Here is a 13925-nt window from a genome sequence, read left to right as displayed (position 1 = left end):
CGTCGAACGTCGCACAGGGGCGGGGGCAGGGGCGGGACCGGGTGCCGCGGCTCGTGGGTCACGCCTGCGGGGCCTCCACCTTCCCCTTCTGGAACTGGGCGGTGGCGAGGACGGTGCCGTCCGCGGAGGTGAGGCGGGCGGCGGAGTACTTGGTGAGGTCGACGGGGACCGCCACGCCCCAGTTGCCGCGTCCGTCGCGCACGGGGAAGTCGCCGAGCCGCGTGGTCGTGCCGTCGGCGCGGGCGAGGAGGCAGGTGACCCTGCCGTTGCTCGTGCTGCCGCCGAGGGCGACGGAGACGAAGATCCAGGCGGGGCTGCCGGGGTGGGCGTAGACCTCGCCGACGGACTGCCCGCCGCCCGCCGGGATCATGTCCCCGACCAGTACGGGCTCGGACTCGACGGCCGGCGACGAGGAGGCGGTGACGGCCCCCTCGACGGCGCTGCCGACCGCCCAGCCGGCGAAGCCGACCGCGACGGCGAGGGTGGCGGCCGCCGCCGCGAGCCGCAGCCGGACGCGCCGGACCCGGCCGCGCCGGACCCGGGCGGCACGGGCGGGCCGGGCCGACTGAGGCCCCGCCGCCTGCTCGGCCAGGCTGCGCGCCACCCGGGTACCGAAGCCGGGCGGCGGCTCCCTCTCCGGCAGCAGACCGATCAACCGGTCGCCGATCATGGTGAGTTGGCGTACGTACTCCCGGCAGTCCGCGCACCCGTCCAGGTGGGCGACCGCCTCGGCCCGCTCGCGGCCGGGCAGCACGCCCAGCGCCAGTTCGGCGCCGGCCTCGCGCAGCTTCTCGCAGTGCGCGTCACCGGACATGGCCGCCTCCCTTCGGGGACGCGAGCGCCGTGCGGAGTTTCGCCATCGCCGCTCTGATCCGCGTCTTGGCCGTGCCCAGCGGGATCCCCTCCACGTCGGCGATCTGCTGGGCCGTCATGCCGTAGACGCCGGCCATCAACAGGGCCCGGGCCTGTTCCCGGGGCAGCCGGGCCAGGGCGGCCCGGAGCTGGGTGGAGGCCTCGTCGGCCAGCGCCCACCGCTCGGGGGTCTCGGTGACGGCGCCGAGGAGGGGGGCGAGGTCCTCGGGTGCCATCGGTTCCGTCCGCCGGGCGCGGACGGCGTCGACGGCCAGGTTGTGCGCGATGGTCGTCAGCCAGGTCCCGACCGAGCCGCGGCGCGAGTCGTAGATCTGGGCATGCCGCCAGGCGCGCTCGAACGTCTGCTGGGCGACGTCCTCGGCGAGTTGCTGGTCCCCGGTGACGGCCATGGCGACCCCGAAGACCCGGTGCTGGAATCTCCGTACGAAGATCTCGGCAAGCTCCGGATCTCCGGTGGCCAGCCCGGACAGCAGAGCCTCGTCCGGGAGGCGGCCGACGGGGAACCGGAATCCCGACACACCTCTGTGTACGTTTGACGGCCGCCAGGGGATTGCCCGCCCGCCTGACCGCTCGCCGCGGAAGATCACACCGCCATTGTCCGCCGCCGGGCCGGGCCCCGCACGCGGGTCGCGTGCGGGCCCGCAGGCCCTGTCAGTGGCCGTTCTGGGCGAGCCGCAGCAGGTGGTCCGCGAGGGCCTGGCCGCCGGTCGGCTCACGGCTGATGAGCAGCAGCGTGTCGTCCCCGGCGATGGTCCCCAGGATGTCGTGCAGCTCCGCCTGGTCGATCGCCGAGGCGAGGAACTGGGCCGCGCCGGGCGGGGTGCGCAGGACGACCAGGTTCGCCGAGGCCTCCGCCGAGATCAGGAGTTCCTGGGAGAGGCGGCGCATCCGCTCCTCCTTCGCCGACTCCCCCAGCGGGGCACGGGGCGTGCGGAAGCCGCCCTCGCTCGGCACCGCGTAGATCAGCTCGCCGTCGGTGTTGCGGATCTTCACCGCGTTCAGCTCGTCGAGGTCCCGGGAGAGCGTCGCCTGGGTGACCGTGAGCCCGTCGTCGGACAGCAGTTTCGCGAGCTGGCTCTGCGAGCGCACCGGCTGCCGGTTGAGGATGTCCACGATCCGGCGGTGCCGGGCGGTCCGGGTCTGCGGCACCGCGGGCCCCGCCCCGCCCGACTGGTCGTACTCCTGCGCCTGGCTCATCGTCGTCTCATTCTCCGGATCGTCCGTCCCCGCTCGCTGCGTCGAGGATGCCGGGCAACGCCCCGAGCAGCGCGTCCGCCTCGGCGTCGCGGAGGTTCAGCGGCGGCATCAGCCGTACGACGTCCGGGGCGGGCGCGTTCACCAGGAACCCGGCCTCCTGAGCCGCCTGCTGCACCTGCGCTGCCAGCGGCTCGGTGAGCACGATACCCAGGAGGAGACCCGCGCCCCGGACATAATCGATCAGCCCGTGGCCCAGAGCCTCGATTCCGTCCCGCAGCCTCTCGCTCTGCCGTTTGACGTTCTCCAGCAACCCCTCGTTCTCGATGGTGTCGAGGACGGCGAGGCCGGCGGCGCAGGCGACCGGGTTGCCGCCGAAGGTGGTGCCGTGGTGGCCGGGCCGGAGCAGGTCGGCGGCGCGGCCGAAGGCCACGGTCGCGCCGAGCGGCAGCCCGCCGCCGAGCTGCTTGGCGAGGGTGACGACATCGGGCAGCACGCCCTCGTGGGCCTGGTACTCGAACCAGGTGCCGGTGCGGCCGACGCCGGTCTGCACCTCGTCGAGGACGAGCAGCGCGCCGGTGGCGGCGGTGATGGCGCGGGCCGCCTTGAGGTAGCCGGCCGGGGGCACGATGACGCCGTTCTCGCCCTGGACCGGCTCGATGACGACCAGGGCGGTGTCCTCGGTGACGGCGGCGGCCAGCGCCTGCGCGTCGCCGTAGGGCACGTGCGTGACATCGGCGGGCAGCGGACGGAAGGGGTCCTGTTTGGCGGGCTGTCCGGTGAGCGCGAGGGCGCCCATGGTCCGGCCGTGGAAGCCGCCGTCGGTGGCGACCATGTGGGTCCGCCCGGTCAGCCGGCCGATCTTGAAGGCGGCCTCGTTGGCCTCGGCACCGGAGTTGCAGAAGAAGACCCTGCCCTCCCTCCCGAAGAGCTGGATCAGCCGCTCGGCGAGGGCGACGGTGGGCTCGGCCATGAAGAAGTTGGAGATGTGGCCGAGGGACGCGATCTGCCTGCTGACGGCTTCGACGATCGCGGGGTGGGCGTGGCCGAGCGCGTTGGTGGCGATGCCGCCGACGAAGTCGAGGTACTCGTGGCCCTCGGTGTCCCAGACCTTCACGCCCTCGCCGCGGACGAGGGGCAGCCGCGGGGTGCCGTAGTTGTTCATGAGCGCGCCCTGCCAGCGCGCGGTCAGTTCCTGGTTGCTCACGGCTGCTTCCCCTGTTGCTCGTCGGGCACGACCATCGTGCCGATGCCTTCGTCGGTGAAGATCTCCAGCAGGATCGAGTGCTGGACCCGGCCGTCGATGACGCGGGCGGTGTTGACGCCGTTGCGCACGGCGTGCAGGCAGCCCTCCATCTTCGGCACCATGCCGGAGCTCAGCTCCGGCAGCAGCTTCTCCAGTTGGGAAGCGGTGAGGCGGCTGATCACCTCGTCGGAGTTCGGCCAGTCCTCGTAGAGGCCTTCGACGTCGGTGAGGACCATGAGGGTTTCGGCGCCCAGAGCAGCAGCGAGTGCCGCAGCCGCCGTATCAGCATTGACGTTGTAGACATGCCCCAGATCACTGTCGTCCTCGGAGCGGGCGATGGAGGAGACGACCGGGATCCGGCCGTCGGCGAGCAGGGCCTCGATCGCGCCCGTGTCGATCGCGGTGATCTCGCCGACCCGCCCGATGTCCACGAGTTCGCCGTCGATCTCGGGCCGGTGCTTGGTCGCGGTGATGGTGTGCGCGTCCTCGCCGGTCAGGCCGACGGCCAGCGGGCCGTGCTGGTTGAGCAGGTTGACCAGCTCGCGCTGGACCTGCCCGGCGAGCACCATCCGTACGACGTCCATGGCCTCCTCGGTGGTGACCCGCAGCCCGGCCTTGAACTCGCTGACGATGCCGTGCCGGTCGAGGGCGGCGCTGATCTGCGGTCCGCCGCCGTGCACGACGACCGGCTTGAGGCCGGCGTGGTGCAGGAAGACGACGTCCTGGGCGAAGGCGGCCTTCAGGTCCTCGTCGATCATGGCGTTGCCGCCGAACTTGATCACGACGGTCTTGCCGTTGTGACGGACCAGCCAGGGCAGCGCCTCGATGAGGATCTGCGCCTTGGGCAGCGCGGTGTGCTTACGCGTGACGCTCATGACGAGTATGCGCTGTTCTCGTGGACGTAGTCGGCGGTCAGGTCGTTGGTCCAGATGGTGGCGGTCTCGGAGCCGGCGGCGAGGTCGGCGACGATGTGCACCTCGCGGTAGCGCATGTCGACCTTGTCACGGTCCTCGCCGACGCCGCCGTTCTTGCACACCCAGACGCCGTTGATGGCGACGTTGAGCCGGTCGGGCTCGAAGGCGGCCCTGGTGGTGCCGATGGCGGACAGGACGCGCCCCCAGTTGGGGTCCTCGCCGTGGATGGCGCACTTGAGGAGGTTGTTGCGGGCGATCGCGCGGCCCACCTCGACGGCGTCGTCCTCGGAGGCGGCGTTGACCACCTCCACCCTGATGTCCTTGCTGGCGCCCTCGGCGTCCCGGATCAGCTGCTGGCCGAGGTCGTCGCAGACGGCGCGGACCGCCTCGGCGAACTCCGGGTACTGCGGGGTGACGCCGGAGGCGCCGGAGGCGAGCAGCAGCACGGTGTCGTTGGTGGACATGCAGCCGTCGGAGTCGACCCGGTCGAAGGTCGTCCGGGTGGCGGCACGCAGCGCCTTGTCCAGGGACTCGCTTTCGACTGCCGCGTCCGTGGTGAGGACGACCAGCATGGTGGCGAGGCCGGGGGCGAGCATGCCCGCGCCCTTGGCCATGCCGCCGACCGTCCAGCCGTCCTTCGTCACGACGGACGTCTTGTGCACGGTGTCGGTGGTCTTGATGGCGATGGCGGCCTTCTCGCCGCCGTGCTCGGAGAGCTGGGCGGCGGCGGTCTCGATGCCGGACAGAAGTTTGTCCATGGGCAGCAGCACGCCGATCAGACCGGTCGAGCAGACGGCCACCTCGATGGGGCCGCGCCCCAGCACCTCGGCGGCCTTCTCGGCCGTCGCGTGGGTGTCCTGGAAGCCCTTGGGGCCGGTACAGGCGTTGGCGCCGCCGGAGTTGAGGACGACGACCGAGACCTGGCCGCTCTTCATGACCTGCTCGGACCACAGGACCGGCGCGGCCTTCACGCGGTTGGAGGTGAAGACGCCCGCGGCGGCGCGGCGCGGCCCGTCGTTGACCACGAGGGCCAGGTCCGGGTTGCCGCTCTCCTTGATCCCGGCGGCGATGCCCGCGGCCGTGAATCCCTTCGCTGCCGTCACGCTCACGGCGCAACTCCGATCGTGGTCAGTCCCGTGGTCTCGTCGAGTCCCAGGGCGAGGTTCATGCTCTGGACGGCACCGCCCGCGGTGCCCTTGGTCAGGTTGTCGATGGCGCTGATCGCGATGATGCGGTCCACGGACTCGTCGTACGCGACCTGCACCTGAACGGCGTTGGAACCGTAGACGGACGCCGTCGCGGGCCACTGGCCCTCGGGGAGCAGGTGGACGAAGGGCTCGTCGGCGTAGGCCTTCTCGTAGGCGGCGCGGACGGAGTCGGCCGTCACTCCGGCCGTGGCTCCTGCCGTGCAGGTGGCGAGGATGCCGCGCGGCATCGGCGCCAGCGTCGGCGTGAAGGAGACGGCGATCCGCGCCCCGGCCACCGCGCTGAGGTTCTGGATCATCTCGGGGGTGTGCCGGTGGCCGCCGCCGACGCCGTACGGCGTCATGGAGCCCATCACCTCGCTGCCCAGCAGGTGCGCCTTGGGCGCCTTGCCGGCGCCGGAGGTGCCGGACGCGGCGACGATCACCGCCTCGGGCCCCGCGAGGCCGGCGGCGTAGGCCGGGTACAGGGCGAGGGAGACGGCGGTGGGGTAGCAACCGGGTACCGCGATGCGCTTGGACCCCTCCAGCGCGGCGCGGGCACCCGGCAGTTCGGGAAGGCCGTAGGGCCAGGTGCCGGCGTGCGGGGAGCCGTAGAAGCGCTCCCAGTCGGCCGGGTCCCGCAGCCGGAAGTCGGCGCCCATGTCGACGACGAGGACGTCCGGGCCGAGTTGCTCGGCGACGGCCGCGGACTGGCCGTGGGGCAGGGCGAGGAAGACGACGTCGTGCCCGGCGAGTGCCCCGGGCGTGGTCTCCGCCAGCACCCGGTCGGCCAGCGGCAGCAGGTGGGGCTGGAGCGCGCCCAGGCGCTGGCCCGCGTTGGAGTTGCCGGTCAGGGTGCCGATCTCGATCTCGGGGTGGGCGAGGAGCAGGCGCAGGAGCTCTCCGCCCGCGTATCCGCTCGCTCCGGCAACCGCCGCACGTACCGCCATGTCCATCCTCCTCCAGATGGCATGACTATACGGTTCACTGCAGTTTTATGCAACGCTTCCTTTCGGCCGTCGCGGACGGACGCATACGGTCGCCAGCATGCCACCGCGACCTGTTCAGGTGGCCATCAAGGCTGTTGAGGCCCCTGGCTGGAGGCGCTCGGCGCGGCGCCCGCCGACGCGGACGCCGATCCGGAGGGCCACGAGTTCCGCATCCTCGCCCGGTCGTGACGACGGCCGTCAGGCCGGTGGCTCGTACGGGCGGGGCGGCACCGCGCGGTTGTTGAGGTCCACCGAGAGGAAGATGTCCCGCGCGACCGGTTCACGCAGCTCCTCGGCGAGCTGGCCGATCAGTCCGGCGGTGCGGGCGAGCAGGGCGAAGGCGCGCAGCAGCTCCAGCGGGAGTCCGAGGTCGGCGAGCGCGGCGCCGCACGTCCCCGCGCCGTTGAGCGGCAGGGTCCGGCCCAGGATCTCGGGGTGGACCCTGCCGATCGCGGCGAACAGCGACAGGTGCGGGCCGACGAGCCCCTCCTCGGCGGCGATGGCGAACAGCCTCGGGGTGCGCGGGTCGCCCTGCTTGTGGACGTGGTGCCCGAGGCCGGGAATCAGCCGGCGGGTCTCGCGCGCGGCGCGTACGGCGGTGCGCGCGAGCTCGTCCCAGCCGGCCTCGTCGGCGGGGTGGCCGCCCTCGGCCGCGGTCAGGACGTCGTGCAGGTACCGGCCGCAGTCCTCGGTGACGCCCAGGAAGCGCGAGCCGCCGCCCAGCAGCCCGGCGGCGATCGCGCCCTGGACCGAGTCGGGTGCGGAGAGGTACGTCAGCCGGGCCGTGATCGCGGTCGGCGTGAAGCCGTGGTCGGCGAGTGCGGCGAGGACCGCCTCGAAGACCCGGGTCTCGCCGGGCGCGGGACGGCGCTGCGTGGCGAGCCAGAAGGCGAGTTCACCGAAGCCGACCTCGCCCATCACGTCGGCGGCGAGGTCCCGGCCCAGCAGGGTGATCCGGTCGACGGAGGAGGCGCCCAGCGCCGTCGGGTACTCGGGCCTGTCCCCCGGATGCTCAGACATGGTCGTCCTCCGGTCCGCTCGCGAGCCAGGTGCGCAGTTCGGTGCCGTGTTCGTCGAGTTCCGGCGGGGGCAGCCGATAGGTCGGGGGCGTCTCGGAGAAACGGATCGGATGCCGGGTGGTGGGCACCGCCCGCTCTCCCTCGCCGACCTCGACGACGGGGTCCAGGCCGAAGCGCTCGGCCATGGCGAACCCGCCGTCGATGGTGTTGATCGGCCCGCACGGGACCCCGGCGGCCACGAGCAGGTCGAACCACTCCAGGGCGGTGCGGGTGCTCAGCCGTTCCACCAGGACCGGGCGCAGTTCCGCGCGGTGGGCCGTGCGGTCGGCGTTGTGCCGGAAGCGGGGGTCGTCGGCCGTCCCCGGGATGCCCAGCACCTCGCACAGCTTTCGGAACTGGCCGTCGTTGGCGGCCGTCACGATCAGTTCCCGGTCGGCCGCAGGCAGCGGCTCGTAGGGGAAGACGCTGGGGTGGGCGTTGCCCATGCGGTAGGGCACGCTGCCGCCGGCGACGTACGCCGAGCTGTGGTTGACCAGTCCGGTCAGCGCCGAGGAGAGCAGGTTCACCTCGACGAGCTGGCCGCGCCCGGTGCGGTCGCGGTGCCGCAGCGCGGCCAGGATGCCGATGGCCGCGTGGTTGCCGGCCATCACGTCGAACACCGAGATGCCCGCACGGTAGGCGGGACCCTCCGGGTCTCCGGTGAGGCTCATCAGCCCGGAGATGGCCTGCACCATCAGGTCGTAGCCGGGCACCTCGCGTCCGGCGCCGGTGCCGAAGCCGCTGATGGAGGCGTACACCAGGCCCGGGTTGCCGGCGCTGACCGAGTCGTAGTCCAGGCCGTACCTGGCCAGTCCGCCCGGTTTGAAGTTCTCGATGACCACGTCCGCGCGCCGGGCCAGCTCCCTGGCCAGGCCCGCGTCCTCGGCGTCCCGGAGGTCGAGCGCGATCGACCGCTTGCCGCGGTTGATCCCGAGGTAGTAGGTCGACACCCCGTCGCGGACCGGCGGCATCCAGGAGCGGGTGTCGTCCCCCGCGGGGGACTCGACCTTCACCACCTCGGCACCGAGGTCCGCGAGCAGCATGGTCGCGTACGGGCCCGCCAGGATGCGCGAGAAGTCGGCCACCAGCAGCCCGTCGAGCGGTCCGGGACCTCGGTCGCTGCCCCCGCGGTCGTCGCCGTCCCGGGTGCCGTCGTTCCGGTCCGTCATGGTTTACACGTCCTCCGTTCGCTGGACGGCGACGCCCTCGCCGCGGTAGTCGCTGTAGGTGTACGGGTTCGCGATCGGCTCGGTCTCCGGGATCTCCGGCGCCATGGCCTCCCGCCAGGCCTCCTCGCCCAGCGTGCGGCGGGTGTGCTCGACGGTGGCGGCGACGGCGTCCCGGGCCCTGCCGAGGTCGACGCCGACGAGCCGGTGCCGGTGCTTGACCACCCTGCCGTTGACGAGGACGGTGTCCACGTCGGCGCGTCCGGCCTGGTAGACCACGTGCCCGTAGGGGTTGAGGAGCGGGAACATGGCCGGGTTCCGGTCGTTCCTGAGCAGCACCAGGTCGGCCTGCTTGCCCGGGGTCAGCGAGCCGATCCGGTCGTCGAGGCCGAGGACGCGGGCGCCGCCGATGGTGGCCCACTCCACGACGTCCCGGGCGCGCAGCCGGTGGTGGGCGACGGTCTCCCCCGCCGTGTGGGCCTCCAGGTGCTCGCGGGCACGGTCGGCGGAGAGCGTGGCGCGCATGGCGGAGAACAGGTCGGCGCTGAACCAGACGCTGGTGTCCATGGACAGCGACACGGGGATGCCGTGGCGGCGCAGCCGCCAGGTGGGCGGGTACCCCTGGCCGGCGTTCTGCTCGCTCTCCGCCGACACCGACACCGTGCCGCCGGAGGCGGCGATCCGCTGGTAGGAGTCCTCAGCGAGGGTGGCGGAGTGCACGTAGGTGACGTCGGGGGTCATGAACCCGTGTTCCCACATCAGCCGTATGCCGTCGTCGTTGGTGGCGCCCCACACCCCGGCGTGGGTGGTGACCGGCAGGCCGAGCTCGCGGGCCGCCTCGAACGCGGCCTTCTCGGGGAAGGCCTGGTCGCCCGTGACGTCGAAGGCGAGCTGGAGGCCGAGCAGGTCGTCGCGGGACGAGAAGTGGCGGTCCACGAAGGCCCGGAACTCGGGGGCGTTGGCCCACTCCCAGGGGGCGCCGAGGAGGTTGCCGTAGGCGAGGACGAACCGGCCGGGTACGGCGCGCAGGGCCTCGACCGCCGCGTCACCGTGCTCGGGGGTCCGCAGGCCGTGGGACCAGTCGACGGTGGTCGTGACACCGGTGTCGAGCGCCTCGACCGCGGAGAGCAGGTTGCCCGCGTGGATGTCCTCGGGGCGGAAGATCCCGCCCCAGTTGAGGTAGTAGAAGACGAAGTACTGCGACAGCGTCCAGTCGGCGCCGAAGCCGCGCAGCGCGGTCTGCCACATGTGCCGGTGGGTGTCGACCATGCCGGGCATCAGGATGCCGCCGGTGGCGTCGACCACGACGGCGTCCTCGGGGGCCGGCAGGTCCCGCCCGACGCTCTCGATCCGCTCGCCCCGCACCAGGACGTCGCCGCGGTCGAGCAGACCGATGGCCGGGTCCATGGACAGCACGGTCGCGCCGCGGAAGAGGATCGGACGGCCGGCGGGGAAGTCGCCGGAGCGGGTCACGTCCGGGTCGCCGGGGCGTGGGGTGTCGGTGTTCATCAGGTCACCTCGTCGTGATCTGCGTCCCGGGCGCGCAGCACCCGGGAACGGAATGTCAGCGGTACGGCGGCGGTGGCGAGCCCCAGCGCCAGCGCGCCGGTCCCCCACCCGTAGCCGTCGAGTCCGTCGAGCCCGGCGGCGTGGTCGAGCGACCAGGCGCCGGGCCCGGTGAAGGCGAGCACCGCGGCCACGGCGCCGTACCAGAACGGGACCTCGCAACCGCCCTGCTGGGCCCAGAAGCCGCTCGGCGCGGTCGCCGCCGCGGCGACGGTCATGGTGCCGACGACGACCGCGCAGCCGCCGGGGGTGAGCAGTCCGGCGGCGATGGAGGCCGCTCCGGTCAGTTCGGCCGCTCCGGCGAGCAGCACCAGGCGGCGGCCGGGGACGAAGCCCCAGCGTTCGAAGACGGCGGCGGTGCCGTCGGGTCCGGCGCCGCCGAACCGGCCGAACAGCTTCTGGGCGCCGTGGCCGCACAGCAGCGCGGCCAGCAGCAGCCGCAGCAGGAGCAGCCCGAGGTTCACGGCCGGGTCCGGTCGGCGGCGGCGTTGAGGACGAAGTCGTACTCGGCGTGCAGCCAGGGCCCGGTGAGGGTGCCGCCGTCGGGGGTGGGGCCGGCCGGCCGCTCGGTGAAGCTCACGACGAGCCGGTCCTTGGTGCCGAAGACGACGTCGCTGTCCAGGTAGTCGGAGCCCTCCTGGAACAGGTGGGTGATGAGCCGGTCGTGGCCGGGGTGGTCGATGAGGAAGTGGATGTGCGCGGGACGGAAGTGGCTGATCGCGGTCCGGCCGATCAGGTCGCCGACCGGGCCGTCCATCGGGATGGCGTAGCCGCGCGGGGCGATGGTGCGGACGCAGTAGGTGCCGTCGGCGCGGGTGCGGTACTTCGCCCGCAGCCGGGCCTCGTCGACCTCCGGGAGCTGGGCCTCGTAGGCGCCGTCGGCGTCGGCCTGCCACACGTCGAGGACGACGTCCGGCAGCGGGGTGCCGTCCGGGCCGAGGACCCTGCCGGTGACGAACAGCGGGACGCCGGGGATGCCGTCGGACATGTCGGCGCCGAAGGGCGCGTCCGGGGAGCCGTCGATGTGGAACGGGCCGAGGACGGTGGCCGGGGTGGCCTCGGGCGCGAACCGGTTGTTGAGCTGGACGACGAGGGTGCTCAGGCCGAGCACGTCGGAGGCGAGGATGAACTCCTGGCGCTTGTCGTCGCTGATCCGGCCGGTCGCGGCGAGCCATCCGACGGCGGCGGCCCACTCGTCCTCGGTGAGGTTCACCTCGCGGGCGTAGGCGTGCAGGTGCCGCACCAGCGCCGTCATCAGCTCGGCGAGCCGGGGCGAGTGTGCTGTGGCCCAGCGTTTCTCCGCGAGGTCGGTGAGATTCTCCTCCGTCACGAAGGCCATGGGAATCCTCCTTGATTCGGCCCCTACGCCGCTGTGCGGACACTCGTCCGCACAGCGGTCATCATGCAGCGGTCCGGGGCCCAGGGCAAGCTCTCCGCACCGATGACCCAGATGAGGACAGCGCGGGGCAGCCGGACCGATGTCCGTTCCGCTAGCCTGGCGTCATGCGTCGAGACGGAAATCCCGAGTTCATCGAGGCCCTGGCCCGAGGGCTGGACGTGCTGCGCTGCTTCCCGCCCGGCACCTCCTCGTTGACGCTCAGCGAGATCGCGGCCGTCACCGGCCTGGCCCGGCCCACCGCCCGGCGGATCCTCATCACGCTCACGGAGCTCGGCTATGTCCGCTCCGAGGAGCGCGGGTTCTCGCTCACGCCCCGGGTGCTGGATCTGGGGATGGCCTACATCGGTTCGACGAACCTGTGGGAGCTGGCCCGGCCGCACCTGCGGGAGCTGGTCGCGCAGACCGGCGAGTCCTGCTCGATCGCGCAGCTGGACGGCTCCGACATCGTCTACGTCGCCCGGGTCGCGGTGCCGAAGCTGGTGACGCTGGCCGTCACGATCGGCACCCGGTTCCCGGCGCTGCAGACCTCGCTCGGCAAGGTCCTGCTGGCCGCACTCTCCCCCGGCGAACTGGACCGGACGCTGGCGGAGCCGAGCCGTTCGGGCATCACCCCGCGCTGGACGCCGGGGCGGGACGAGATCGACGCCGCGTTGCGCGACGTACGGGCCAAGGGCTGGGCGGTCACCGACGAGGACCTGGCACTGGGCATCCGCTCGGTCGCCGCGCCCCTGCGGGACGGGGACGGGAAGGTGGTCGCCGCCGTCAACGTCAACGCCCACGCCGCCGAGACCTCCATGGACACCCTCGTCGGGCATCACCTGCCGCTGCTGCTGCGGGCCGCGAGCGCCATCAGCGCCGACCGGGCGGCCTGGCAGGACCGGCCGCTGGAGACCGTCGAGATCGCGCGCTGAGACCCGCGCGAACGGTCAGCCGCGCACCGCGTCCGGCCGGGGCAGCATCACCCAGCGGGAGACGACGAACGTCACCGGAATCGCCGTCGCCGACGCCAGCAGCGGGGCGAAGTGGCTGCCCACGTGCAGCACGTCGACGATCACGTACACACCCACCGTGGTGATCACGAAATTGGTGGCGTTGGTCAGCGGGAACAGCAGGAATTTCCGCCAGGTCGGACGCGTCCGGTAAGTGAACCGCGCATTGAGGAAGAACGAGCCGATCATGCTCAGGAGAAAAGCGAAAACATGCGCGGCCAGATACGGCAAATACCTCAGAAAAAGCAGGTAAAGGCCGTAGTACGTCGCCGTGTTGACGACGCCCACCAGTGCGAAGGTGATGATCTGCCCCGATATCGGACGGGTGGCGGGTTCAGTGGCGGTCGACAGGGCGTTCGGCATCAGGGAATGAGGTCCTTCGTCGTGCCGCGGGTGCGGCTGTCCGCTCGATCCACGTTCGTCGCCTTCACCAGGAAGTGCGGGCGCCCCTTGACCTCGTAGTAGATCCGGCCGGTGTACTCGCCGATGACCCCGAGCATGATCATCTGCACCCCGGCCAGGGCGGTGACGGCTGTAATGATGGTGACATAGCCGGGCGTCTGCACACCGTTGATCATCGCGGCGCCCACGATCCACGCCGTGTACACACCGGCCAGCGCCAGCAGGGTCATGCCGAGGTAGAGCGCGGCGCGCAGCGGGCGGTTGTTGAAGGAGAGCAGGCCGTCGAGGCCGTAGTTGAGCAGGCTGCGGAACGACCAGGAGCTGCTGCCGTGCTCGCGCACCGCGTTCTCGTACTCGAAGGTGGTGGAGGGGAAGCCGACCCAGGCGAACAGGCCCTTGGAGAACCGGTTGTACTCGGTGAGGTCCACGACCGCGTCCACCACCCGGCGCGACATCAGCCGGAAGTCGCCCACACCGTCGACGAGTTCGATGTCGACCATCCGGTTGATGAGCCGGTAGTAGAGGCGGGCGGTGAGAGTGCGGGTGAAGCGGTCGCCCTGCCGGGTGCGCCTGGCGATGACCTGGTCGTAGCCCTCGCCGCGCAGTTCGACCATGCGCTTGATGAGTTCCGGCGGATGCTGGAGGTCGGCGTCCATGACGACCACGGCGTCGCCGGTGGCATGCTTCAGCCCGGCCAGCAGGGCCGCCTCCTTGCCGAAGTTGCGGCTGAAGGAGACGTACCGGACGCGTGAGTCGCGGTCGGCGATCCTGCTGAGCAGGGTCAGCGTGCGGTCGCGGCTGCCGTCGTCGACGTACACGAACTCCATGTCGTGGCCGAGCGGGAGGAGTTCGTTGGCGATCTTCTGGACCTGCTCGTGGAAGCGCTCTATGACGTCTTCCTCGTTGTAACAGGGCGCGACGATCGATATCAGCATGGGTTCCTCC

The 13925-nt window shown here is 72.0% G+C and carries 15 protein-coding genes; 1 reads left to right on the top strand and 14 read right to left on the bottom strand.

Features of this window, described 5'->3' with window-relative positions:
- Window positions 1–58 precede the first annotated feature (58 nt).
- The 12 genes from LQ326_RS01385 to LQ326_RS01330 form a co-directional block, all read right to left on the bottom strand.
- Window positions 59–814 carry a zf-HC2 domain-containing protein gene (locus LQ326_RS01385; protein WP_234531571.1) on the bottom strand — a complete coding sequence of 252 codons (756 nt, stop codon included), beginning with the start codon at window positions 812–814 and terminating at the stop codon, window positions 59–61.
- Entirely contained in the window at window positions 804–1391 is a 588-nt protein-coding gene (locus LQ326_RS01380; protein ID WP_234531570.1) for an RNA polymerase sigma factor, read from the bottom strand. The genes LQ326_RS01385 and LQ326_RS01380 overlap by 11 nt, the downstream gene beginning before the upstream one ends.
- Window positions 1392–1524: 133 nt before the next feature.
- On the bottom strand, window positions 1525–2070 hold the full coding sequence (locus LQ326_RS01375) for an arginine repressor (protein WP_181804439.1): 546 nt from the start codon (window positions 2068–2070) through the stop codon (window positions 1525–1527).
- A 7-nt stretch (window positions 2071–2077) separates the two neighbouring features.
- A complete protein-coding gene (locus LQ326_RS01370; protein WP_234531568.1) occupies window positions 2078–3274 on the bottom strand; it encodes an acetylornithine transaminase in 1197 nt (398 codons plus the stop codon).
- The gene (gene argB / locus LQ326_RS01365) at window positions 3271–4188 is read right to left on the bottom strand and encodes an acetylglutamate kinase (RefSeq protein WP_234531567.1); all 918 of its coding nucleotides are present in this window, start codon (window positions 4186–4188) and stop codon (window positions 3271–3273) included. Before argB ends, LQ326_RS01370 begins: the two co-directional genes overlap by 4 nt.
- Complete coding sequence (gene argJ, locus LQ326_RS01360) at window positions 4185–5336, bottom strand: bifunctional glutamate N-acetyltransferase/amino-acid acetyltransferase ArgJ (protein ID WP_234531566.1); 1152 nt, start codon at window positions 5334–5336, stop codon at window positions 4185–4187. Before argJ ends, argB begins: the two co-directional genes overlap by 4 nt.
- A complete protein-coding gene (argC, locus tag LQ326_RS01355) occupies window positions 5333–6361 on the bottom strand; it encodes an N-acetyl-gamma-glutamyl-phosphate reductase (protein ID WP_234531565.1) in 1029 nt (342 codons plus the stop codon). The genes argJ and argC overlap by 4 nt, the downstream gene beginning before the upstream one ends.
- Window positions 6362–6598: 237 nt before the next feature.
- A complete protein-coding gene (locus LQ326_RS01350) occupies window positions 6599–7420 on the bottom strand; it encodes a citryl-CoA lyase (protein ID WP_234531564.1) in 822 nt (273 codons plus the stop codon).
- Window positions 7413–8627 (bottom strand): CaiB/BaiF CoA transferase family protein, encoded by a 1215-nt coding sequence (locus LQ326_RS01345; RefSeq protein WP_234531562.1) that lies wholly within the window; start codon window positions 8625–8627, stop codon window positions 7413–7415. The genes LQ326_RS01350 and LQ326_RS01345 overlap by 8 nt, the downstream gene beginning before the upstream one ends.
- Window positions 8628–8630: 3 nt before the next feature.
- Window positions 8631–10133 (bottom strand): amidohydrolase family protein, encoded by a 1503-nt coding sequence (locus LQ326_RS01340; RefSeq protein WP_234531560.1) that lies wholly within the window; start codon window positions 10131–10133, stop codon window positions 8631–8633.
- Window positions 10133–10654: a DoxX family protein gene (locus LQ326_RS01335; RefSeq protein ID WP_234531559.1), complete on the bottom strand. Its 522-nt coding sequence runs from the start codon at window positions 10652–10654 to the stop codon at window positions 10133–10135. Before LQ326_RS01335 ends, LQ326_RS01340 begins: the two co-directional genes overlap by 1 nt.
- Window positions 10651–11529, bottom strand: coding sequence for a dioxygenase family protein (locus LQ326_RS01330; protein ID WP_234531558.1), 879 nt, complete (start codon window positions 11527–11529; stop codon window positions 10651–10653). The genes LQ326_RS01335 and LQ326_RS01330 overlap by 4 nt, the downstream gene beginning before the upstream one ends.
- Window positions 11530–11693: 164 nt before the next feature.
- Between LQ326_RS01330 and LQ326_RS01325 the strand changes: the two genes are divergently transcribed.
- A complete protein-coding gene (locus tag LQ326_RS01325; protein ID WP_234531557.1) occupies window positions 11694–12500 on the top strand; it encodes an IclR family transcriptional regulator domain-containing protein in 807 nt (268 codons plus the stop codon).
- 15 nt (window positions 12501–12515) lie between these two features.
- Here LQ326_RS01325 and LQ326_RS01320 read toward each other — a convergent pair whose 3' ends face one another.
- Both LQ326_RS01320 and LQ326_RS01315 read right to left on the bottom strand, forming a co-directional pair.
- Window positions 12516–12941: a GtrA family protein gene (locus LQ326_RS01320; RefSeq protein WP_234531553.1), complete on the bottom strand. Its 426-nt coding sequence runs from the start codon at window positions 12939–12941 to the stop codon at window positions 12516–12518.
- Window positions 12941–13915, bottom strand: coding sequence for a glycosyltransferase family 2 protein (locus LQ326_RS01315; RefSeq protein WP_234531552.1), 975 nt, complete (start codon window positions 13913–13915; stop codon window positions 12941–12943). The genes LQ326_RS01320 and LQ326_RS01315 overlap by 1 nt, the downstream gene beginning before the upstream one ends.
- Window positions 13916–13925: the final 10 nt, after the last annotated feature.

The organism is Streptomyces shenzhenensis (genome assembly GCF_021462265.1).
In the GTDB taxonomy this organism is placed as follows: domain Bacteria; phylum Actinomycetota; class Actinomycetes; order Streptomycetales; family Streptomycetaceae; genus Streptomyces; species Streptomyces shenzhenensis.
Note: the sequence above shows the minus strand (reverse complement) of the source record. Positions and strands in the feature narration are given on the sequence as shown.

Coding starts and splice junctions, on each gene's coding strand:
- LQ326_RS01385 (WP_234531571.1), bottom strand. CDS start 814: ATGTCCGGTGACGCGCACTGCGAGAAGCTGCGCGAGGCCGGCGCCGAA.
- LQ326_RS01375 (WP_181804439.1), bottom strand. CDS start 2,070: ATGAGCCAGGCGCAGGAGTACGACCAGTCGGGCGGGGCGGGGCCCGCG.
- argB (WP_234531567.1), bottom strand. CDS start 4,188: ATGAGCGTCACGCGTAAGCACACCGCGCTGCCCAAGGCGCAGATCCTC.
- argC (WP_234531565.1), bottom strand. CDS start 6,361: ATGGCGGTACGTGCGGCGGTTGCCGGAGCGAGCGGATACGCGGGCGGA.
- LQ326_RS01350 (WP_234531564.1), bottom strand. CDS start 7,420: ATGTCTGAGCATCCGGGGGACAGGCCCGAGTACCCGACGGCGCTGGGC.
- LQ326_RS01345 (WP_234531562.1), bottom strand. CDS start 8,627: ATGACGGACCGGAACGACGGCACCCGGGACGGCGACGACCGCGGGGGC.
- LQ326_RS01340 (WP_234531560.1), bottom strand. CDS start 10,133: ATGAACACCGACACCCCACGCCCCGGCGACCCGGACGTGACCCGCTCC.
- LQ326_RS01330 (WP_234531558.1), bottom strand. CDS start 11,529: ATGGCCTTCGTGACGGAGGAGAATCTCACCGACCTCGCGGAGAAACGC.
- LQ326_RS01325 (WP_234531557.1), top strand. CDS start 11,694: ATGCGTCGAGACGGAAATCCCGAGTTCATCGAGGCCCTGGCCCGAGGG.
- LQ326_RS01320 (WP_234531553.1), bottom strand. CDS start 12,941: ATGCCGAACGCCCTGTCGACCGCCACTGAACCCGCCACCCGTCCGATA.
- LQ326_RS01315 (WP_234531552.1), bottom strand. CDS start 13,915: ATGCTGATATCGATCGTCGCGCCCTGTTACAACGAGGAAGACGTCATA.